This window comes from Anaerococcoides asporogena (assembly GCF_029590275.1).
GTDB lineage: Bacteria > Bacillota > Clostridia > Clostridiales > Clostridiaceae > JG1575.
On the sequence record NZ_CP120965.1, the window covers coordinates 2587166 to 2608362 of the forward strand.

Here is a 21197-nt window from a genome sequence, read left to right on the forward strand (position 1 = left end):
CGGGGTGGCCGTTCAGGCAATCTGCCTGGAGGTACGCTATGCATCAATGCCAATGGAACGGAACAACCTTCCTGGTTCCTGATCAATATACGAAACAGGTTCGGAACCGGCTGGGTGATTCCGTCACTCTTCACCCCCTGACCGATCTGACACCCCTGAAATCGAGTAGAAGCCTGAATCTTCTGGTCGACGACCATCGCTTCACGGGCCGCTTTCTGGCCAGAAATCTTGATTTCTGCGGAAATGGCCGCCCGTTCCCACTCCTGATGGATCCGGGCCCCGCTCCAGACCACAGTTTCACGGCTCACATCAATGACGGAGAGGTCCTCTATCAGGTCCTAAATCTGGCGGAAGGGAAACTGGCGCCGGAAAGTCCGGAATCATACCGGGTCGTGATCTGCGGCCTGGGCGATGTCGGTGGCACCCTCTCAAGCGGTCTGAGGCTGCTGGGTGACGAAACCATCTCTGAAATTCTGCTTTATGACCGCAGCGAATCCAAGCTGCAGCGCTGGTACCGGGAAGCCTCTCAGATTTTCAAGCCGGATGGCTCCTATATGCCGCCCGTCCGGATCATTGAAAAAAAGGACCTGTTCCAGGGCGATGTCTTCATTTTCTGCGTATCTGCTGGCGTTCCGCCGCTGGGTGAAGAAGCTGGGCGCGATGTACGGATGATCCAGCTTGAAAGAAACGCGGAGATCCTCAAAGAATATGTCAAGTTGGCCCAGGAGTGCGATTACCAGGGTCACTTCTTCATCGTTTCCGACCCGGTGGACCAGCTCTGCATGACGGCCTGGCAGAGCGGCAGCCTGCACAGTCAGCAGATCCGGGGATTCGGCCTCGGCGTCATGTACGCCCGGGCAGTCTTCCACGCCAAAGAACAGAATCTGCCCATGGACGAACTTCGGGTTTACGGACCGCATGGCGAAGGACTTCAGATACTCGACCGCATTACAAAGTATCATGAAGCCCAGTCTGAGCTGCTGACCGAGAAAACAAGGACCGAAAACCTGACCATCCGTGCGACCGGCTTCAAGCCGTACATCGCGCCGGCTCTCTCCTCCGGTGCCCTGTCGATTCTGGCCTGTCTGAAGGGACAATGGCATTATTCCAGCACCCTGATGGATGGTGTCTGGTTTGGAGCACGCAACCGCCAGCATGGCCATTACAATGAATACGAAGCCTTGCCCCTGACCGAATCCTTTCTGGGAAAACTGGAGGCGACCCGAGTCAATCTGATCAACTCGATGACAGGAGTGACCCCATGAGCATCGAACTGCACTGCCACACCACCGCTTCGGACGGCTTGTACAGCCCGGCTGAACTTGTGAAGACAGCCCTTGCGGCAAATGTGCGCGTTCTGGCCGTGACCGATCATGATACGACCAAGAGTCTGGCGGAAGTAGCCAGACTGTGCGCAAATACTTCGGTTTACTTCATTCCGGGCATCGAACTGTCCACCTGGAATGGAGAGGAAAGCATTCATCTGTTGGGATATTTTCGCGGCAGTGACTATCAAAACCGGGAACTGACAGAACAGCTGGAATCTTTTCAGACCCGCCGAACGGAACGTGCCAGGGAGATTCAGGAACGCCTGAAAATCCACTACGGTTTGGACATCGACTTGTCCCTGCTGCCGCATCAGGCGGGCGCTTCCATTGGCCGGGCCAACATTGCCCGCCTGATCCAGGAAAAGTATCGAATTCCAAAAGACGAAATTTTTGCCCGGTTCCTTGGAGACCATACCAAAGCCTTCATCCCCTCCTCCAGAATGCCGGTTCAGGAAGGAATCCAGCTGTTGAAAGAGGCCGGAGCCACCGTGATCCTGGCCCACCCGGGAGAGCTGCGCAAAAGCAGCTTCGCTGAGTTGTTCGAACTGGATTTTGACGGAGCGGAATGCTACTACCCGAATCATAGCCCCCGAGAAACCCGGGAGTTCCTCCAGGCCTGTCATCGAAAGAACCGCCTCGTCACCTGCGGCTCTGATGATCATGGCATCCAGGGAGACAAAAAGCACGGAACACTGGGAAGCACCCTTTATGATCCGGCAGAAGTAGAACCTTTTCTGAGGCGCATGATCCAGGCAGAATGATATCCTTAAGCGACGAACCGAATGAAGCAACGGGACGTAGCCGTCACCCGGCCGTCCCATTATAACCAACGATCCGTCCAATGTCATCGCGCTGGGAAGCTTGCGATTCATGGGCTTCTTCCCTTGGATAGCTTGCAGCGTAGCACCCAACTCAATATTGAAAGATACCCGTCCGATTGAACCGGCCAAGACAAATTGGCAGCTGAATACGAGACGAACCAAGGAGATCACCAAATGAACCTCAAGGAAATGAAAAAAGCCAATGACAATCTGCACCGGCAATTGAATCAGAAAAATGACTATCGCATGACTGAAGTCATCCGATACCTGAAAGATAAGGACCTTTCCACCCATCAGTTTGAGACTCTCCGCCTGGAGCTGCTGAAACAGGCAGTGGCGGCCGAAGAAAAGGGAAAGCCGGCCGATTCGGCGTTTGGCTATGATTACCGCAAAGCCGTGGACTCTATGGTTCAACAATTGCCGCCGATCCCGCCAGCCGAGCGCTTGGGCGAAGCCTTCCGGTTGTGGGGCATGTTGGTTCCCATTCTTTTCGGAATTTCTGTCGGCAGCGACCTGATCCTGACATTGACGGGAAGCAGTGACAGCCCCTGGACATGGTCGGTCACAGCCAATGAGCTCGTGTTAGGCCTCCTCATCATCGGTCTGGCCATTTCCATCACCAGCCTGTTCAGCCGTTTCAAGCTGGAACGCGATCCGGATTTTTTCTCGAAGAAGGAGGGCAACCGTCTGCTCGATTTCATCCGCAGCTACGGCTCCAGCCTCCTCTGGATGCTGCTCTGCTTCGGACTGATGTTCCTGCTGAAGGATCGTCGCCTTCTAACCTTGCCCCTGACTTCAGCCGGAGCAGCTGTTCTGCTCGTGACTGCAGTCTACTTCTACATCCTGCGCTTATTTGAAAATCAGGCCGCACAGTCCGCCAGGACTGACTAGAGTCCTTCATTCCAGGATATGTGACATCCCACATGCAGACAGACTATTCCGCTTCCTAACATTGTGACATGCCTTTTTCCAAAAGGAAACCAGCCCATTTCCAGGTGGAATGAAATCTCCTGCAGAGACCTGACTTTTATATTCCCTCAGACCTTCACCTCTTTGTCTGGCTGTCTGTCACCTCTTTGTCTGGCTGTCTGTCAATGCAACGAAGCCCTGAATTTCCGTTATTGGGAATTCAGGGCTTCACTCATTTTATTCGCTATATTCGAATCTGACTAAATGACTTTACTGTTTTTTGCTTCCATACAGGCAGAGCAGACGCCGGTAAAATTGATATTCTGGGTCTCCACCTGGCAGCCCGCCAGTTCTTTTGAGATCAGATGAGGCGGAATTTCTATTTCCACGTCAAACACCTGGTGACAGGCATCGCATTTAAAATGGGCATGAGGCTTGATGGGATGAAGGTCAAAGCGTGATTCGTTGCCTTCAATCGGAATAATATCGATCAGTCCGTGTTCATTGAATAAATTCATGGTGTTGTACACCGTAGCTTTGGATAAAGTGGGAATGTCATGAATCAAAGCCCAATAGATGTCATTTACGGTGGGATGAATGGGGTTCTGATGCAGGAATTCATAAATGCGTTTGCGCTGGTAGCTCGGCTTAATGCCTTTTTCCCTCAAAAAGATGTCAATATTTCTCAACCTGATAACCCTCCTATGCGTTACGTGTCGCTAATTCTGTGATGCGTTGGTCAATAATTTCACTTGGTGTCAGTCGTGCTGTTTTGGAGTAACGATAGTTGGCCGCCGCAGCTTCAATGATGATGGCAATGTTCCGTCCGGAGCGTACAGGAATGGTCAGTTTTTTTACGTCGACACCCAGGATGTTTTGGTATTCGTTGATTCCGAGCCGATCATAGGTTCCTTCCTCTTCGCCTTCCCAGCGCTGCAGGTGAATGATGAGATCCACGTTCTTTGCCTGGGAGGTCGACGAGAGTCCATACAGTTGGGTTATATCAATGATGCCCATACCGCGCACTTCCATCATGCCGAACGTAATTTCGGGGCAGTACCCAGTCAGGACACCATCTACTTCACGAACATCCACCGCATCATCGGAAATCAGACGATGACCGCGCCGGATCAGTTCCAGGGTAGCCTCCGACTTGCCCACGCCGGAATCACCGGTAATCAGCAAGCCGATGCCGTGAACATCGATCAGTCCGCCATGAAGACGCACTTCCGGTGCCATTTCATTGGCCAGGTATACTGTCAGTTTCGAAATGAATTTGGATGAGCTCTGGTCTGTTCGAAGCACCCATTGCTGATTTTTCTGAGCTGCTTCCAAAAGTTCGGAATGGGCTTCCAGTTTTCGGGTGATGATGATGCAGGGCATCTCATTCTTGAAATAGCGCTGCAGTCTTTTTTTACGCAGAGCTGGCTCCAGTTCATCCAAAAAGCTCCATTCGCCGTTTCCGATGACCTGAATGCGATCATTGTCAAAATAATTATAAAAGCCGGCCAGCTGCAATCCCGGACGGTTGACATCCTGAACGGTAATCAGGTTATCCACGGTTCCGGGAACCAGAATTTCCAGCTTGAAATCGTCGATGAGTTTTTTAACTGTTACTGCCATCCTCGCCACCATCCGCATATGTTATATCCGTGTTGTCCAGGGTAGCGCGCAAGTTGCGCCCGATTCGCCGAATGTATTCCTTGCGGTAAAGCGCGCGTTCCTGTGTTTCCAGTTCAGTCAGTTCCCGGATCCGGGAATTGGCTGTAAATTGATTGATGCCTTTGATAAGATCATCCAAAGCCATCGATTGAAGTTTATTTTCTAAATCTGTCATGATTCTAATCCTCATAATTTTTCTTTTATAGTATAACACTTATTTGATGAAATACATATTTATATTCAAACCAGTCTGTAAAATACATGCGATTTTAGATTGGTATACCTTGTATTTTTGAGTTTGTGAAAATTCCATCCGAAATGATTATGCAAAAATAATATGCTGCACCGTCTGAATCAGGCGATGCAGCATATGATGGATTCCCTTGTGCCGTTCCCTCATTTATTCATACCCGCCGAAGCAGGTGGGTTTCCTTCACCGCCGTCCATGGTCTTCTAGGTTCCAGTGGAGCTAATACTGACCGGACAGGCAGATTTGTTGAATCCCGTAGTAGAAACGTAGGTTGAATATAGATGAGTTATACGAACACAAGAGGATGTTTTCTGAGTTAATTATACCATGTTTTTTCTAGATATCCAACTCATCAAGGATGTCTTCGATGTTGAGCCCCTTGCCTTTTTCGAAGATCAGAGCGACGAACTCATAGGACTCATACTCCTCGTCATCCATGTCATATCCGACGTACTGGACTTCCATTTCCAGATCGTCCTGGATCTCTTCCAGGATCTCGCCAACGTGGTCGATGGCAATCTCGGAAAGGTATTTCTGTCTGGCATCGCCGAGGAATTCATCCTCTTCATCATAAGTCAGATCTTCGTCTGTCAGATCTTCTTCCTCAATTTCATCCAGGACATCTCCCAGATCTTCTTCCTCAATTTCATCCAGGACATCTCCCAGATCACTTTCTTCTTCGGCTTCATCGTCCATGTCCTCTGCGGGACCATCATCAAAGCTTTCTTCCTCTTCTTCGGATTCAGCAAATTTCTGAGCTGCGGTCAGTTCATCCTCATCAAAATCATAGTAAAACCGAACCAGGGTCAGCCCGTCTTCTTCCTTAATGATTTCAATATCGGACAGCTCGGCTGCTTCCAGTGCTTTTACAATTAATTCTTTCTTACTCATGAGCTCCTCCTTTTCCTTCGTCATATAATAACCGGGAATATTCCTTTTTAACTTTCAAAAATTCTTCATCTGAATCCAGGGCATTGAACTCCTCGGTGCCTTCTGCTGACCGGTCTACCCGCAGCACGAACTCATCCTCGTCGGATCCCAGCGGTGCCAGAATCAGGTATTCCTGCTCCTCGAGAAAAATCCGAGCGACCGCTTCCAGTTCAATCAGGTTGCCCTCTTCATCTTTAAATTTCATAATGTTTTTTTCTTCCAATTTACCATCCCTCCTTGACCAATTAAATCATAGCATGAAATCCCCGCTCCAGTCGCCGGGTTCCATGAAAAACTGCTCCATCCCTTCGATTTTGACGTCAGTTCTCAGATCCGATAAACCAGGAAAGCGGTCTCGATGTGTTGGTCGATTTGCTTTCACTCAATCCCGGAAAAAAGTCAGAATTTCCAAGCGACATCATTCACTTAACGAACCGCGAGCAACAAACAGCGTGCCGCGAACAACGGACATCGAACAGGGTTCTAGGTTCTAAGGTCTAGGGTCTAGGGTCTAAGGTCTAAGTTCTAGGTTCTAAGTTCTAGGTTCAAGAAAAAATTCAATCGATCACGAACATTGATCAGCCAGGCTCACTGAGTTCACGTGGAAAGGCTGCCGGAAGGCAGCCTGATATCATTTGTTTTATTTGTTGAACCGATCCTTCAAATCATTTAATTTGTCTTCGGCGAAATCCTTGAGGTCCTCTGCCTTGTCCTTGAGATTTTCTCCCAGACCCCCGCTGGCTTCCTTGACATCTTCGAGCACATCTTCCAATTTCTCTTTGATGGGCCGATCGGATGTAACGCTTTCCTTGACGTCCTCAAACAGATCCTTTGCTTTGTCCAGAAGGTTGTCTGCTTCGTCTTTTACATCTGCTGCTGTGGACTTTACACTTCCGGCTACTTCATCGGTCTTATTGTCAGTGATTTTGCCATAGGCTTCCTGGACTTCCCCTTCAACTTTATCCTTGAGATTTTCCGCTTTGTTTTTTAAGTCTTCCATGAGAACTCTCCTTTCAGATCTGGTCTTTGCCAGTGGATTACTATTACATTACAGGAAAACCATTGCATCCGTTTGAATAGTTTGTAAATATTTAGCTCAGATCTCTCAGGTGAGCCGGAACAGGGCTGGTCCCGTAAGCTGGAACCGGTAAACCGTCCGATCGGATTGATCCTATCTGCCTGGTCCGATTTTTCTGAGCCGAGGAGCTTGATCCCATGGTCATGGTCAAGCAGAATTGAGAAAGCGGTGTTGCCAGTGAGAAAGTTGAACGGTCAGGAAAGTCGAAGGGATGAACCAAACTTTTCAAGATTGATTCCTAAAGCATTGGTCAATCCTTGAATGCGCTTAGGTTGGAAGACGTTCAAACAAGAATTCGAGGTGCAAAGCGCGAGTCAGGGCAACGTACTTCAGTCTCAGGTCCAACGGATCACTTCCGAAGGATGGTTCGTCCAAGAGGACGACCGCGTCAAATTCCAGCCCTTTTGTCAAATAGGATGGAATGATCACCCGGCTCAGAGAACTTTTGCGCTTGGTCACATCAATCAGTTCGTATTGAGGAAACTGCTTTTTCAAGAGTCGATGAAGCTGGGCTGCCTCTTCGAAGGTTTTTGTCACCAAAGCCAGGGTATTGCGCTGATCGTTCTGCATGATGGCTTCCACTTCCTTCAGGCGTTCTGCCAGCTCTTCACTGGTCGACCAGGTACTGTGCTGCGGGATGCGTCCGTGTCGCAGGACCGGGATCGCTTCTTTCAGCGGCAGCTGCATCCGGTGCAGGGTGCGATTGGCTTCCCGGATAATCTCCACAGTTGAACGGTAGCTGTTCCTGAGCTCGTAGTAGGCTGCCCCGCTTTTAAAGAGCTGATTCGCTTCCTGCCAGTCTTTGATGGCCCGGTAAGAATAGATGCCCTGGGCCAGGTCGCCAACCAGAGTCAGGGAATCCTGGCGGGCCAGACGGCGGATCACTTCGAGCTGGAGCATGGTATAATCCTGAGCTTCATCCACCACAACATGGGACCAGCTGTGACGGGTTCCGTTCAGCAGCATGGATAGATACATCAAAGCCGACAGATCATCTGCCTGAATCTGATTCCGATCGAACTGGCAAACCCCTCCCAGCAGCTCCCCCTCCAGCTGGAGATGGTCTCGAACAAAGTCCCGATCCTTCAGCGATTCTTCATACTGGTCCAGCACCGAAAGTTCCTTGAAATCAAGAAAATACTCTTTCACCGAACTCTTCGCCATTGCCGTCAGATGCTTCAGAATCTCATCCCGTTCCTGGTAGCACTCCACCAGGTGCCGGCGCATCAGCAGCTCATCTTTGGCAAAGTGTCGCTTGATGGTCCGAACTTTTTCCTGGTAGCGCTGATCAATCCGGATTCCGACCTTTTCCGCCCGATCCTTGAGATTTCGCTTCAGATAGGTCTCTATGGCTCCGCGGCGCTCATTCAGCGGCAGATACACTAAATCCTCCAGGAGGAGTCGTCGGATCTCGTCCCCGCTGTAGAGAACCTCTCCGGCCAGCAGAACCGGTCCCCGGCGGGCCATGGCCGCCTCTGCCCGATCTTTCATGGCATCCAGCAGCCGCATAAAGGACGGAGTCCCCTTGATCCGGGAAATTTCGGAATGAATGCGGGCGGTCTGCGGGTCCGCCTCCAGGATGCTCTTCAGAATCTCATCCTTATTCCAGATAAATTTCTTGATCTTCAGCTCCTTCAGGATGATATCTTCCAGCGTAGTCTGAACAACATCCTTGGTTCCAAGGTCCGGCAGAACTTCAGAAATGTAGTCCAGGAACAGCCGATTGGGCGCGATGATGCAAACATCCGATCCCTTGAGGGTCGCCTGGTGAAGATAGAGCAGGTACGCCAGGCGATGCAGCGCCACCGTTGTCTTGCCGGCGCCCGCCGCCCCCTGAACAATGATGGGGATATTCTTTGGCGCCCGGATGATGGCATTTTGTTCCCGGGCAATCGTTGCGACGATTTCCTTGAGTTTTTTCGTCGAAGAGCCTTCCAGATTGATCCGAAGAAACTCATCCTGCAGCGTTTTGCCTTCACTGCCCTCGCTGGCAATCAGAATCTGATCGCCCTCATCAAAGTACCGGTCAATCCTGGGAACCGCTTCATCGGTATAGGTAAACCGTCGCTTCAGCGTCAGATCCCCTTCCATAAAGCCCCCCGGAGCCAGGAATTCATTTCTTCCTAACGTTCCGGAATAGTAGAGTTCAGCTACCGGAGCCCGCCAGTCAATGACGTAATCATTACTGGCATCTGTTTCCCGGACAGCATGCTTTCCAATATACAGATGTTCCGGAGCCAGTGCCAGGCGGGGTCTGAAGTCGATTCGGCCAAAGTACGGCTTATCCCTGGATTCCTCGCCCTTTTGCTGACGGGATCTGGCAATCTGCAAGGCCTGAACCGTCAGTTCATATTCCTGGGAGAACGTCCCGCGGCTTTGCTGATAAAGCGTTTCCACCTGCTGTTCCAGGCTGAAAAGTTCTTTCAGGCGAATTTGCTCCGACTCCTCCATAAATTGGCGTACCAGTTCCAGATACTTTTGTTCCAAATCCAGTTCATGATCCATCAAACCCCTCCCCTCTGCTAACTGCAGTTCCTGATAATGACATGATACAGGAAAAGAATTTTACCCCTTTTCCAGATCCCTGACAAGTTCTTTTGTGAAAATATCATTCAAACACTCCTGGGAGGTCGCGCTTGCATGCTGCCCCATAGCGAAACCCCGCCAAAAAGTTTCCTTTTGACGGGGTAAACCGGTCCTGTTCCCTGGCACGGGTCTGTGCCATTTCCCTGTTTAGATCAGGGCTTCAATTTCAAGTCGAATCCCTGGGCAACAATCTGATTCATCATCGCCTGCCGCTCCGGGATTCCGCCACTCAGTTTCTGGACAACCTGCAGCGTAAAGGAATCTGATCGGCGATTGGCTTCACGAAAGTCATAATACGTCGTCATTTCCTGATCATAATCATTCAGTCGACTTAGATATTCACCAGGGAATGACTGGTACCGGTCTTCAAACAGTCTCAGTTCCATTCCCATTCTGGGCTTTTGCTGCGGATTCTGGTTAGGGTATCCAATTCCGAGTCCTACCACCGGGAAAGTGTATTTAGGCAGCCCCAGCACTTCAATGGTTTTGGCGGGATGATTCAGGATTGAGCCCAGGTATACGGCGCCCAGACCCAGGCTTTCAACGGCATTGTTGACATTCTGAGCCATCAGGCAGGCATCTGTAAAGCCCTGGAAGAATTTATCCATATCCCCCGCTTTCGCCGGGTTCTCACCCATCTCTCTTAATATTTCACTGTTGCGGTGCTGGTCGACGATAAAGATCAGCAGTTCCGGTGCCCTGGCCACGTACTCCTGGCGGCAGACGTTTGCCAGTTCCTGACGGATTTCAGGATCCTTCACCCGAATGATCGAGCAGGCCTGCATTCCGGTCGACGTCGCTGTTCGGCGGGCTACCTCCATGAGCTGCTCAAAAACTTCTGCCGCCACTTCATCCGTCTTAAACTCACGGATCGTGCGGTGATTCAGCGGAGCTTCCAGTGCATTCTTCCATTCTGTCATCATTATCTCCTCCTAATTTGTAATTATCCAACTACAGATGATTATATCACCTGTTTCACAGAAAACAGCAGAACCGATTGAATAATCAGTATCGTCGAATCTTGTTGCGATCTGAACTGATTCACGGCAACAAAACCTGGATGCAGTCACTGAGAACAGTCCTCACTAAAAAACCGGACCATGAAAAAAAAGTTTCCTCCGGCGAAATGATCGGGCTATACTGAAAAGGTCAATAATAATTTTCCCTGAGGAAGGAGATCTCAATGGAACGGTTGGATACGAAGAAAAAAGCACTGGACTGGCTTTATCAGGATGAGCTCATGAACCTGATGTCGATCGAGGGACTGGAACACGGTGGTCTGGAAATCCTTTATGCAGGAACTCAGTCTTTGCTGTTATCCGATGGGACCGCCATGATGATCCATTGCAAGGACCAGTCGGAATGGACTGACCTGCTCCCCAAAGTATGTCAGGAGCTGCCGAAGGATCGGTTTTTTATCCTGAGAGCCCATGAAGACTGGTATCTGGAAGAACTGATGGAGCAAACCGGCCTGAAGGAAACAGAGCCTTATCTGAACAGCATGTATCCCACGGACTTTCCACTGATGGATCAACTGCCGGAACATGTAACCATCCGGCCGTTGACCATGGCTGAGTTTCCCTTGGTGCGCGCGACCTACCGGACCGTGGATGAGGACGACTACATCCGGGAGCGGATTGAGGCGGGCATGCTGGGTGCCTGGTACGGTGAGGAAATGGCCGGCTTCATCGGAACGCATGATGAAGGCACCATCGGACTGCTGGAAGTACTGCCTGCCTTCCGGCGCAAAGGAATCGCCCGGGCACTGGAAGTGGCCATGGTTCGCAGCCGCTGGAAGCAGGGGCGTCGAGCCCACGGAAACATTGCCGTCGACAATCAGCTCTCCCGGACCGTTCATGAGAAGATGGGCATTCTGATCTCCCAGAACCCGGTCTACTGGTTCTTTCCCGCTGCCCCGGAGGATCCGACTCAGGTGTGTCAGGATTCATCTGAAGCTTCGCCAACTTAGATTAAGTCTAAGTATTTAAATTCAAGTACGATTTATGAAGGAAGCGTAACATATTACCCTCCGATTAATAATTGATGAATCGCTCTGTTATATTGAAGATAATCGAACAGGTTGCTTGTTCTGTTATTAACCAAATGATACAGGGAGGTATGAATGATGGATGACAATAACCCTAAGAAATCAACTGAGAGTTACCCCATGGATAAAAACCAGGCCGGCCCCAGTCAGCCCTCGCGCAATGACCGAAAAGGCGAGCGGACCGACATCACCACTGCTCAGGGCGCTCCCGTTTCAAACAACCAGGATGTCATGACCGCAGGTCCCCGCGGCCCGATGGCGCTGCAGGATGTCTGGTTCCTGGAAAAAATGGCGCATTTCGACCGGGAAGTCATTCCTGAACGAAGAATGCATGCCAAAGGATCCGGCGCGTTTGGCACGTTTACCGTAACCCATGACATTACCAGGTATACCAAAGCTAAAATTTTCTCGGAAATCGGCAAGAAAACCCGAGATGTTCGCCCGATTCTCCACGGTAGCCGGAGAACGCGGCGCAGCTGACGCCGAACGTGACATTCGCGGCTTCGCCCTGAAATTCTACACTGAGGAAGGCAACTGGGACCTGGTAGGCAACAATACCCCGGTATTCTTTTTCCGTGACCCCTTAAAGTTCATTGATCTCAACCACGCCGTCAAGCGCGATCCCCGGACCAATTTAAGAAGCGCCAACACCAATTGGGATTTCTGGTCCTCGTTGCCGGAAGCCTTGCACCAGGTCACCATCACCATGTCGGATCGCGGCATTCCTTCCAGCTATCGGTTCATGCACGGCTTCTCCAGTCATACCTACTCCATGATCAATTCGAATGGTCAGCGGTTCTATGTCAAATATCATTTCCGCAGCCAGCAGGGCATCCAGAATCTGACGGATCAGGAATCCGCCGTGGTCATTGCCAGTGACCGGGAATCGCATCAGCGGGATCTGTACAATGCCATTGAAAATAAAAACTATCCCCGCTGGAAAATGTATATCCAGGTCATGACCCCGGATCAGGCCACCGCCATTCCGTACAATCCCTTTGATCTGACGAAGATCTGGTACAAGAAAGACTTTCCCGTTATCGAGGTCGGCGAGTTCGAACTGAACCGGAATCCGGAGAACTTCTTCCAGGATGTCGAACAGTCCGCCTTCTCCCCCCATAACGTGGTACCCGGACTGTCATTCTCCCCGGATCGGATGCTTCAGGCCCGGCTGTTCTCCTATCAGGATGCACAGCGCTACCGTCTGGGCGTCAATTTCCATCAGATCCCAGTGAATCAGCCCCGCGGCGTGAAAAACCCGCACATGTTTTCCCGAGATGGGGCCATGCGGGCAGATGGTAACCTGGGCTCTGAAAATCACTATGAACCCAACAGCTATGGCAACTGGACGGAATCCAGAGAGCACGAGCTTCCGCCGGAAGCCGGGGGCGATGTATTCCGCTTCGATTTCCGCGAAGATGATCACAATTACTATCAGATGCCGGGAGACCTTTATCGGGCAATGACCCAGGACCAGAAGCAGGTTCTGTGTGAAAATACAGCCCGCAACATGGGCGATGCAACGCTGCAAATCAAGCATCGCTGGATCGACCACTGCTATAAGGCGGATCCGGATTATGGCCAGCGACTGGCCAACGCTCTCAACATTGATCTTGAGTCGGTAGATCTGAACCTGCCGGAGCGCAATTCCAAGGAAAACAACTGGAAGGCCAACAACGCTCATCCCGAGCTAAATGTACCCTCAGAGAACATGGCTCTGAAGGACTGGCAGGAACTAAAGACGGATTACGATCCGATGAAATTCGTTGATCCCATGGAGGATCCTTATTTCCTGTAGTTGAAGCCAAACATAACCTGATGAACCACAGAACAATCCCCGGGCGGCCTGTCTTACAGGCCGCCTTTGTCATATGAAGTTGACCTTTAGGCAGTTCGCCGAATTCCCTGACTGTCAGTTCATGACGAAGTCTGAAAGAAAGGACATGGCGCCGGATGTCAACATTTTGTTGACCGAAGCGGCGGCGGGGAGTAGTCTGAAAGTGAACCTGTCATGATAGAATTCTGCTGCAATATTGGGCAAGGAGGAGTGGCATACATTATGAACATCATTGAAATCGACCACTTGAAAAAATACTATGGTAAGCACCGTGGAGTGGAGGACGTCTCCTTTCAGGTGAAAGAAGGTGAAATCTTTGGTTTCATTGGCCCCAACGGAGCCGGAAAGTCAACCACGATCCGCTGTGCCCTGTCTTTGATCTATCCCACATCCGGGCAAATCCGGATCTTTGGGAAGGATTCCATCAAGGACCGGGTGGAGATCGCCCGGAATGTCGGATATCTGCCGGGGGAAGTATTCTATTACGACAATATGACCGTTCGGGAATTGTTAAACTACAGCGCGTCGTTCTATTCAAAGGTCGATCCCAAAACCGTGAAGGAACTTTGCGAACTGCTGGAACTGGATCCGACCAAACGAATTGAGGATCTGTCTCTGGGCAATAAGAAAAAAGTGGGGATTGTCCAAGGCCTGCTCCATGACCCCCGCCTGATCGTTTTGGATGAACCAACCTCCGGTCTGGATCCGCTGATGCAGCAGCGATTCTTCAACCTGATTGAGGAACGCCGGCGTCAGGGGGCAACCGTTCTGTTTTCGTCCCATATTCTTTCTGAAGTCAAGCGACTGTCCGACCGCATCGCGATCATTCGAAACGGTCTGATCGAAGACATCAACACGGTCATGGGTCTTGAGACAAATGCTTATAAAAACGTAACTGTCACGTCCCCGGAGGAACGGCTGAAACAACTGGACAATCTGTCGGGTCTTGAAATTAAATACTCCGACGCCGGCCAGCGGGAATACCTGTTCCGCGGCGATATGGCTCTCCTGATTCGCGAATTGAATCAGGCCCAGGTGAGCAATCTAACCATTGAGGATCCTTCCCTGGAGGAGATCTTCATGCACTATTACGAATAAGGAGGGCTTGGCATGACCATCTTTTGGCAAGAACTGAAATTTCAGCGCCGCTCCCTCCTGATCTGGATCACAACCTTTGCGGCCGTTCTGCTGCTCTTCATGGGGATATTTCCCGGTTTCGCCCAGGAGGCTGACACACTGAAACGCGCACTGGCCGCTTTCCCGAAGGCGATGTTTGACTCCATCGGGATGGATATCGAAAAAATATTCGAAGCCAGCGGCTTTGTCAGTTACATTTATGGATTTATTCAACTGTTCCTGGCCATCATGGGCGCGCTCTACGGCCTGAACATCGTCAATCGGGAGAAAATCGCCCGCATGAATGACTTCCTGTACGTCAAGCCGGTCAGCCGATTGTCGGTGTTTTCTCAAAAGGTTCTGGCTGCCCTGGTCAGCTTCTTTCTCATGAACGCGGTGTTATATCTGATGTTTCATGGCATGGCAGCCATCTGGGAAATCGATCAGGCGAATTTAAATACAATTGATCAGATCATTCTGGGCGGCCTGCTGCTTCAGCTTCTGGTATTTTCCCTTGCCAGCCTTCTCGGTCTTATGCTGCGCCGGTTCAAGAATCCGGTCGGTCTGGCAACAGCCCTCAGCTTTACCCTGTTCTTCATTCTTCTGATCGGTCGATTGATGGACGATGATAAAATCAAAGCCCTCACTCCGTTTGGGTATGTCGAACCTCTGGAGATCACAACCAAAGGCCTCGCGGGAACAACCGTCGCCGGATTTGTCGCCCTGACCGCCGCATTGCTTTGCCTGAATGCCATCCTGCTGATCCGGCGGGACCTGGAGGGATAACATGATACTGCGAGAAATAAAAATCCGCTGGAAAAGTCTCCTGTTCTGGGCCATCGGCTTTGCCTTCATGATCATCGGCGGAATGACCAAATTTGATACGTTTTCCGCCGGAGGCAGCCAGGACCTGAATCAATTCATTCAGTCCATGCCCCGGATCATGCGGATCATCTATGGGATGGAAGGAATTGACATCAGCACGTTTACCGGATATTTCGGACTGCTCCTGCTCTATGTGCTGATCATGGCTTCGATCCACGGCGCGTTTCTGGGCGCTTCCCTGATTCATCAGGAATTCAAGGATCGAACGGCGGACTTTCTGTTCGTCAAACCCATGAGCCGGGATCATATCCTCCTTCGAAAACTGGGCTCCGGCCTGGTGATGATTCTGATTCTGGAGGCGGTCATTGCTGCCTGCTGTTTCTATGTGTTCAATGAATCCGGGCAGCTCCCCCTGTTCGGCAAAACGCTGGCTGCAACCCTTGCGACTCATGTGTTCTTTTTCGGATTGGGCTTCCTGTTCACGGTTCTTTTGCCAAAGTCCCGCCAGGGACAGCAGCTCGCCCTGGTCATCATTCTGGTCAGCTACCTGTCCATCAGCCTGTCCCAGCTTTATGATCAGCCCTGGATCCGAAACCTGTCTCCCATCGGCTGGTATTACGCCCGGCTCTATCAGTCCGGCACCAGTGAACTGTGGCTGGCCGGAGGGATCCTGCTGACCCTGAGCCTTGGTTTCCTGGTTCTGGCGATTGTTCGGTTCCGCCGCAAAGACATCCCGAATTAGCTATAAGTCCAGTCACACCATACGATGAATTCACCAAGACCAGGCAATAATTAAAAAAACGATAACATCCTATCGTTCAGTCAATCTTTAGGCGCAGTCCCGGCTCATGCCGGGACTGCGCTTTCTATCTGCCCACCCTTGCGTTGAATTCAGCAATCACTGGATTTGGAATCGGATCTGAAATCTCAGCCTGAAATTCAACGAAGAGTCATATATGAACTTCAGGCATGAATTCAACAATGAACCAGGGATCGCAAGCTCAAACAGAATATTCGAATATGCAGTACAAATATGCAATTTGATACGGATGAATCATGGATTGTAACGATGTTCTGACTTATAATAGACCTATGACTGTGCAAACGATGCTCATTTTGCATTGCTGCACCTGCGTCAAATTCCCACCCTGAAGGAGGATTTCATGACCCGCGAAATGGCATGGGACAAACTGACCGCCTACGGCCAGGAACATCTGCTCCGGTTTTATGATGACCTGGACTCTGAACAACAACAGGCACTGCTCGAGCAGATTGCTGACCTTGATGTTGAATACATCCACCAGCTCTATCAAGATCTGGTAGAACATCGAAATATAGAAATTGACGACGAACTGAGCGCCATGGGCTCTACCACCTGGAGTGACGTTGCATCGGAGGAGCGCCAGCGCCTCTGGGAATCAGGACTTGCGGCTATTGGACAAGGTAAAGTCGCAGCCTTTCTGGTTGCCGGCGGCCAGGGTTCGCGTCTTGGCTTTGAAGGACCCAAGGGTGCTTATGATATTGGCCTGCCCAGCCATAAATCCCTGTTTCAGCTTCAGGCGGAGCGAATCCGAAAAATCGGTCTGGATGCCGGGTTCTCGATTCCCTGGTACATTATGACCAGCCCGCTGAATCACGGGGATACGGTTCGTTTTTTTCAAAAGCATGATTTCTTCGGGCTCGATCCGGCAGACATTCGATTCTTCCCCCAGGGCACTCTCCCGTCGGTGGATGAAAACGGGAAAATTCTGCTGGCTCAGCGGGATCGAATTTCCGCTAACCCGGACGGTTCGGGAGGCTGCTTCCGGGCGTTTAAAGATGCCGGTCTGATGGATGATCTCCAGGAGCGAGGCATCGAATACATATTCTTTTACGGCGTCGACAATGCGCTGGTCCGGGTTTGTGATCCCTATTTCATTGGATTCGCCATCGATCAGGCCAAAGATATCGCGTCAAAAGCTGTTCTAAAAGTTCATTCCGGCGAAAAAGTCGGTGTTTACGCCTACCGCAATGGCAAGCCGTCCATCATCGAATATACTGAACTGCCGGAAGACCTGGCGCTGGCTCAGGACGAGCAGGGCCGCCTGGTCTACGGATCAGCCAACATCGTCACCCACGTTTTTCGGACTTCGTTCCTCAATTCCGCATTGGATAAGAAAACCCCCTATCACGTCGCTCACAAGGCTGTGGAATATGTGGATGAAGCCGGACAGCTGGTGAAACCCCTGAAACCCAATGCCTACAAATTTGAGGCACTTTACTTTGACCTGTTCCGCTATGCGGATGACATGGCAATCCTCAATGTCTCACGCGAAGAGGAATTTTCACCCGTGAAAAACTTTGAAGGGGTGGATTCCAAAGATACTGCCCGTGAGATGTTCCTGAACCTGTGCACATCCTGGGTTCGAAACCTGGATCTCGAACCGGCGATGCCCATCGAAATTTCCCCGCTGCTTTCCATTTACGGTCACGACCTGGACCGGACCGAAGTGGAATCCAGACTGAAGGACACCGAATCAGGTTACCTTGCACCGTAATGTCCCTAACGGGACATTTGGAAATAGAGAAAAATATAAAACTTGGAGGAAGATCAGATGACATTCAATGAAATGAACTACCAGCGTCCTGATTTTGACCAGACCTATTCCGATATGAAGGAATACCTGGTTAAAATGGAACAGGCCGCAACCGAAGCAGAATTCTTCAAAGCCTTTGAAGATCTGGATGAATTGTCCAACCACTTCGAAACCATGTCAACCCTCTGCTATGTTCGCCATACCATCAACACCGAGGATGAATTCTACAAGACCGAACAGGACACCATGGATGAGCAGCTGCCGCGCTTCCAGGAAATCGGAACTGAAGGAGCCCGCATCTGTCTGGAATCCAAGTTCCGGCCGGCTTTTGAAGAAAAATACGGAAAACATCTCCTGGAAAAATTCGAAGTTCAGCTCAAGACCTTCAAGCCGGAAATCATCGACGATCTGGTGGAAGAAAACAAACTATCCTCTGAATATCAGAAACTTACCGCTTCCGCCAAGATTCAATTTGAAGGCGAGGAGCGCAATCTGTCCGGAATGGCTCCGTTCATGGAGTCCATGGACCGCGGCATGAGAAAACGGGCCAATGACGCTTCCTGGAACTGGTTTGCCGAAAATTCGGAAAAACTCGACCAGATCTATGACGCGCTGGTAAAGGTTCGGACCCGGATCGGCAAAAAACTCGGCTATGACAACTTCATTCCCGTAGCCTACGCCCGGATGGGACGTACCGACTGGACTCAGTCCGATGCCCGGATTTACCGCGATCAGATCGCTGAATCCGTTGTGCCCCTGACCCAGAAGCTTTACCGCCAGCAGGCCCAGCGCATTGGCATCGATCAGATGAAGAACTATGACGTCAATTTGAAGTTCCTGACCGGCAACCCAACGCCCAAGGGCGATGAACCATACATGGTCCAGGCAGCTGCCGAAATGTACGAGGAACTTTCGCCCAAGACCCATGAGTTCTTCACCCTGATGCGGACCCGGGAGCTGATGGATCTGACTACGAAGAAAGGCAAGGCCAACGGCGGCTATATGACCTTCTTCCCGGAATTCAAGGTTCCCTTCATTTTCTCCAACTTCAACGGCACCTCCGGGGATGTTGACGTCCTGACCCACGAAGCCGGTCACGCGTTCCAGGGCTGGCTCGTCCGGGATTCCAAACCCCGCGCCCTCAATGATTTCACCTCCGAAGTGGCAGAAATCCACTCCATGAGCATGGAGTTCTTCACCCATCCCTGGATGGAGAAATTCTTCGGGGAAGACACGGAGAAGTACTTCTACGCTCATGTCGCCGATACCCTCGAATTCCTTCCCTATGGCGCATCCATCGATGAACTGCAGGAATGGGTCTACGAAAATCCCGATGCCACTGCCCAGGAGCGCAAGGCCAAATACCGCGAGATCGAGAAGAAGTACCTCCCCCACCTGGACTATGACGGTCATGAGTTCCTCGAACAGGGCGGACGCTGGCAGAAACAGCTCCATGTCTACCTCTATCCCTTCTACTACCTGGATTACACCTTGGCTCAGGTCTGTGCTCACCAGTTCTTCAACTGGAGCCGCAAGGACCCCAAAGCCGCCTGGGAATCCTACTTGGAGCTGTGCAGCCAGTCCGGCCGCAAGCCCTTCACCAAACTCGTACCCGATGCCGGCTTGAAGAACCCTTTCGTAGCCGGAACCATTGCCAGCATCACGCCGATGCTGGAAGAATACCTCGACAGCCTGGACTATTCCAAGATCAAGTAATTTCCAGAAAGAGTTTATGCCTTGAGGCAGATTTATATCAGCCTTCAAGCTTAATCCGCTTCATCCTGCCATCCCTCGCAAGGGTGGATGGACAGAAAAGCCAGACCGAATCCTCACGATTGGTCTGGCTTTCCCTTTTTTCTGTTATATTATGTTTGATTTTCAATCAGAACAACTGTTAAAACCTGTTCATTCAATGATTGGCATTGGCCGGTGGGCAGCAGTATCCTGATCTGCTTCCGCCTTGATTCGAATCCGATCCAGGAGCTGCCGCTCCCATTCGATTTCCCCGAGAATCGGATACCTTTTGCATTGATCTTTAAATGCCGCGCGATGCCGCATCGCTTCCGCCTCATTCTTGGTATAGAGCATATGATAGGCTGCCATCAGCCGCCGTTTTCCAATCATCTGGCCCTGAGTCCTGTCGATATAATTTTTGAGCTCTCCGGTATAGAAGGGATCCACCGTCTCCGGGACTGGATCCAGCATCAGTTGAACAAACAGCCGTTCACACTGCATTTCATATTGATAGTAGAGCAGCAGTCCGCCCTGATTCAGGATTGAATCGATCAGGGAAGCCGCGGCCGAATATTCTTCCCGATCGATCCGATCCATCACCCTGAAGTTCAGCAGGCTGAGAAAACCCTTGTCCTCCATGCCTTGCAAAAGTTCTGCCTCCGAATAGTCCAGCCAGGGGCTGGGGAGATCCTGGAACCGGGTTCCCTGCTGCAGGCGTGCATTCAGATTAAGTACATCCCAGATGACTTTTCGATGAGTCTCTCCTATGCCAGCCTGCATCAAATCGTGACCATCATTTCCGATGCCGCTTAGTTTCATGGGGATTCCATTTTCCAGTGCCATATACAGCGACAGAATGCCTGTGACCAGAAAAAACCGTCCCCGCGGAATATCCAAACCGACGTACTGAGCCAGAAGAAGCAGAACTCCTCCCAGAACCAGATTCATCAACACCCCTCCGGCCAGATACAGCCGGTAGGGAAAGCGGTTTTCCCGGGAAGGCGGAGGAGCCATCAGACACTGGCCGGCTGTCCCGGGAATCGAATAGTATTTGAGCCGAAAGCCATCGGGGTACCTGGCCAGCGTCAGATGGAGAAATCGAAAAGATACCAGCCGGTAGCCTGTCAAAAGCCCCAGGAGGCAATGTCCGACCTCATGGAGAAGAATCAGTACCAGATACGCCAGGACCACCGCTGCCACCAGCACAAAGTAGCCGCCTAAGGCAGGAAGCAGCGGCAGATTCAGCAACCGTTCATAGTCAATCCATCCCCCCAGCAGCCCCAGACAGCCTCCCAGAACCAGATAGAAAGCGATGGCGCCGGCACTACGCTGCGGCTCCGCTGGACGCTTGCCCGGATTTATCTTCTGGTCTGCTTTATTCTCAGGCTCCTTCAAGCCCTTTCCTGTCTGCTCGGCTTTATTCGACGGTTTCAGATTCATTTTCATTCCTTCCATACTTTCCGCTATCACCAGAGTTCTGGTCTTTCTTGTTTTTCAC

The 21197-nt window shown here is 51.0% G+C and carries 20 protein-coding genes; 11 read left to right on the top strand and 9 right to left on the bottom strand.

The window, feature by feature from the left end; genetic code table 11:
• Window positions 1–38 precede the first annotated feature (38 nt).
• The 3 genes from P6M73_RS11900 to P6M73_RS11910 all read left to right on the top strand — a co-directional run bounded on the left by P6M73_RS11900 (window position 39) and on the right by P6M73_RS11910 (window position 3040).
• Window positions 39–1265, top strand: a complete 1227-nt coding sequence (locus P6M73_RS11900; RefSeq protein WP_277853268.1) for a lactate/malate family dehydrogenase — start codon at window positions 39–41, stop codon at window positions 1263–1265.
• Window positions 1262–2089 (top strand): PHP domain-containing protein, encoded by an 828-nt coding sequence (locus tag P6M73_RS11905; protein ID WP_277853269.1) that lies wholly within the window; start codon window positions 1262–1264, stop codon window positions 2087–2089. Before P6M73_RS11900 ends, P6M73_RS11905 begins: the two co-directional genes overlap by 4 nt.
• A 234-nt stretch (window positions 2090–2323) precedes the next feature.
• Window positions 2324–3040, top strand: a complete 717-nt coding sequence (locus tag P6M73_RS11910) for a DUF1129 domain-containing protein (RefSeq protein WP_277853270.1) — start codon at window positions 2324–2326, stop codon at window positions 3038–3040.
• A gap of 278 nt (window positions 3041–3318) precedes the next feature.
• Here the strand turns inward: P6M73_RS11910 and P6M73_RS11915 are convergent, their stop codons facing one another.
• The 8 genes from P6M73_RS11915 to P6M73_RS11950 form a co-directional block, all read right to left on the bottom strand.
• Window positions 3319–3747, bottom strand: coding sequence for a Fur family transcriptional regulator (locus P6M73_RS11915; RefSeq protein WP_277853271.1), 429 nt, complete (start codon window positions 3745–3747; stop codon window positions 3319–3321).
• A gap of 13 nt (window positions 3748–3760) precedes the next feature.
• The gene (gene hprK, locus P6M73_RS11920) at window positions 3761–4681 is read right to left on the bottom strand and encodes an HPr(Ser) kinase/phosphatase (RefSeq protein ID WP_277853272.1); all 921 of its coding nucleotides are present in this window, start codon (window positions 4679–4681) and stop codon (window positions 3761–3763) included.
• The gene (locus tag P6M73_RS11925; RefSeq protein WP_277853273.1) at window positions 4665–4895 is read right to left on the bottom strand and encodes a DUF896 domain-containing protein; all 231 of its coding nucleotides are present in this window, start codon (window positions 4893–4895) and stop codon (window positions 4665–4667) included. The genes hprK and P6M73_RS11925 overlap by 17 nt, the downstream gene beginning before the upstream one ends.
• Window positions 4896–5306: 411 nt before the next feature.
• A complete protein-coding gene (locus tag P6M73_RS11930) occupies window positions 5307–5861 on the bottom strand; it encodes a hypothetical protein (protein ID WP_277853274.1) in 555 nt (184 codons plus the stop codon).
• Window positions 5854–6123 (bottom strand): DUF1292 domain-containing protein, encoded by a 270-nt coding sequence (locus tag P6M73_RS11935; protein WP_277853275.1) that lies wholly within the window; start codon window positions 6121–6123, stop codon window positions 5854–5856. Before P6M73_RS11935 ends, P6M73_RS11930 begins: the two co-directional genes overlap by 8 nt.
• 417 nt (window positions 6124–6540) lie before the next feature.
• On the bottom strand, window positions 6541–6900 hold the full coding sequence (locus tag P6M73_RS11940) for a CsbD family protein (protein WP_277853276.1): 360 nt from the start codon (window positions 6898–6900) through the stop codon (window positions 6541–6543).
• A gap of 345 nt (window positions 6901–7245) precedes the next feature.
• Window positions 7246–9483 carry a HelD family protein gene (locus P6M73_RS11945; RefSeq protein WP_277853277.1) on the bottom strand — a complete coding sequence of 746 codons (2238 nt, stop codon included), beginning with the start codon at window positions 9481–9483 and terminating at the stop codon, window positions 7246–7248.
• Window positions 9484–9716: 233 nt separating this feature from the next.
• The gene (locus P6M73_RS11950; RefSeq protein WP_277853278.1) at window positions 9717–10487 is read right to left on the bottom strand and encodes an NADPH-dependent oxidoreductase; all 771 of its coding nucleotides are present in this window, start codon (window positions 10485–10487) and stop codon (window positions 9717–9719) included.
• Window positions 10488–10747: 260 nt separating this feature from the next.
• On the opposite strand from P6M73_RS11950, the gene P6M73_RS11955 reads away from it, so the two are divergent.
• The 8 genes from P6M73_RS11955 to P6M73_RS11985 all read left to right on the top strand — a co-directional run bounded on the left by P6M73_RS11955 (window position 10748) and on the right by P6M73_RS11985 (window position 19681).
• Window positions 10748–11533 carry a GNAT family N-acetyltransferase gene (locus P6M73_RS11955; protein ID WP_277853279.1) on the top strand — a complete coding sequence of 262 codons (786 nt, stop codon included), beginning with the start codon at window positions 10748–10750 and terminating at the stop codon, window positions 11531–11533.
• Between the two features lie 153 nt (window positions 11534–11686).
• Entirely contained in the window at window positions 11687–12091 is a 405-nt protein-coding gene (locus P6M73_RS17025; protein WP_489666449.1) for a catalase, read from the top strand.
• Window positions 12045–13409 carry a catalase gene (locus P6M73_RS11960; protein WP_489666450.1) on the top strand — a complete coding sequence of 455 codons (1365 nt, stop codon included), beginning with the start codon at window positions 12045–12047 and terminating at the stop codon, window positions 13407–13409. Before P6M73_RS17025 ends, P6M73_RS11960 begins: the two co-directional genes overlap by 47 nt.
• A 261-nt stretch (window positions 13410–13670) precedes the next feature.
• On the top strand, window positions 13671–14546 hold the full coding sequence (locus P6M73_RS11965) for an ABC transporter ATP-binding protein (protein WP_277853280.1): 876 nt from the start codon (window positions 13671–13673) through the stop codon (window positions 14544–14546).
• Between the two features lie 12 nt (window positions 14547–14558).
• Window positions 14559–15350, top strand: a complete 792-nt coding sequence (locus P6M73_RS11970; protein ID WP_277853281.1) for an ABC transporter permease subunit — start codon at window positions 14559–14561, stop codon at window positions 15348–15350.
• Window position 15351: 1 nt separating this feature from the next.
• Entirely contained in the window at window positions 15352–16131 is a 780-nt protein-coding gene (locus P6M73_RS11975) for an ABC transporter permease subunit (protein WP_277853282.1), read from the top strand.
• 421 nt (window positions 16132–16552) lie between these two features.
• Complete coding sequence (locus tag P6M73_RS11980; RefSeq protein ID WP_277853283.1) at window positions 16553–17926, top strand: UDPGP type 1 family protein; 1374 nt, start codon at window positions 16553–16555, stop codon at window positions 17924–17926.
• A gap of 57 nt (window positions 17927–17983) precedes the next feature.
• On the top strand, window positions 17984–19681 hold the full coding sequence (locus P6M73_RS11985) for a M3 family oligoendopeptidase (RefSeq protein ID WP_277853284.1): 1698 nt from the start codon (window positions 17984–17986) through the stop codon (window positions 19679–19681).
• Window positions 19682–19870: 189 nt separating this feature from the next.
• Here the strand turns inward: P6M73_RS11985 and P6M73_RS11990 are convergent, their stop codons facing one another.
• Window positions 19871–21139, bottom strand: a complete 1269-nt coding sequence (locus P6M73_RS11990; RefSeq protein WP_277853285.1) for a hypothetical protein — start codon at window positions 21137–21139, stop codon at window positions 19871–19873.
• Between the last annotated feature and the right edge of the window lie 58 nt (window positions 21140–21197).

Excerpts from the sequence above, each read along its gene's own strand:
- P6M73_RS11900 (WP_277853268.1), top strand. The coding sequence starts at position 39 with ATGCATCAATGCCAATGGAACGGAACAACCTTCCTGGTTCCTGATCAA.
- P6M73_RS11970 (WP_277853281.1), top strand. The coding sequence starts at position 14,559 with ATGACCATCTTTTGGCAAGAACTGAAATTTCAGCGCCGCTCCCTCCTG.
- P6M73_RS11990 (WP_277853285.1), bottom strand. The coding sequence starts at position 21,139 with ATGAATCTGAAACCGTCGAATAAAGCCGAGCAGACAGGAAAGGGCTTG.
- P6M73_RS11910 (WP_277853270.1), top strand. The coding sequence starts at position 2,324 with ATGAACCTCAAGGAAATGAAAAAAGCCAATGACAATCTGCACCGGCAA.
- P6M73_RS11955 (WP_277853279.1), top strand. The coding sequence starts at position 10,748 with ATGGAACGGTTGGATACGAAGAAAAAAGCACTGGACTGGCTTTATCAG.
- P6M73_RS11925 (WP_277853273.1), bottom strand. The coding sequence starts at position 4,895 with ATGACAGATTTAGAAAATAAACTTCAATCGATGGCTTTGGATGATCTT.
- P6M73_RS11905 (WP_277853269.1), top strand. The coding sequence starts at position 1,262 with ATGAGCATCGAACTGCACTGCCACACCACCGCTTCGGACGGCTTGTAC.
- P6M73_RS11960 (WP_489666450.1), top strand. The coding sequence starts at position 12,045 with ATGTTCGCCCGATTCTCCACGGTAGCCGGAGAACGCGGCGCAGCTGAC.
- P6M73_RS11985 (WP_277853284.1), top strand. The coding sequence starts at position 17,984 with ATGACATTCAATGAAATGAACTACCAGCGTCCTGATTTTGACCAGACC.
- hprK (WP_277853272.1), bottom strand. The coding sequence starts at position 4,681 with ATGGCAGTAACAGTTAAAAAACTCATCGACGATTTCAAGCTGGAAATT.
- P6M73_RS11980 (WP_277853283.1), top strand. The coding sequence starts at position 16,553 with ATGACCCGCGAAATGGCATGGGACAAACTGACCGCCTACGGCCAGGAA.
- P6M73_RS11975 (WP_277853282.1), top strand. The coding sequence starts at position 15,352 with ATGATACTGCGAGAAATAAAAATCCGCTGGAAAAGTCTCCTGTTCTGG.
- P6M73_RS11940 (WP_277853276.1), bottom strand. The coding sequence starts at position 6,900 with ATGGAAGACTTAAAAAACAAAGCGGAAAATCTCAAGGATAAAGTTGAA.
- P6M73_RS11945 (WP_277853277.1), bottom strand. The coding sequence starts at position 9,483 with ATGGATCATGAACTGGATTTGGAACAAAAGTATCTGGAACTGGTACGC.
- P6M73_RS17025 (WP_489666449.1), top strand. The coding sequence starts at position 11,687 with ATGATGGATGACAATAACCCTAAGAAATCAACTGAGAGTTACCCCATG.
- P6M73_RS11950 (WP_277853278.1), bottom strand. The coding sequence starts at position 10,487 with ATGATGACAGAATGGAAGAATGCACTGGAAGCTCCGCTGAATCACCGC.
- P6M73_RS11930 (WP_277853274.1), bottom strand. The coding sequence starts at position 5,861 with ATGAGTAAGAAAGAATTAATTGTAAAAGCACTGGAAGCAGCCGAGCTG.
- P6M73_RS11965 (WP_277853280.1), top strand. The coding sequence starts at position 13,671 with ATGAACATCATTGAAATCGACCACTTGAAAAAATACTATGGTAAGCAC.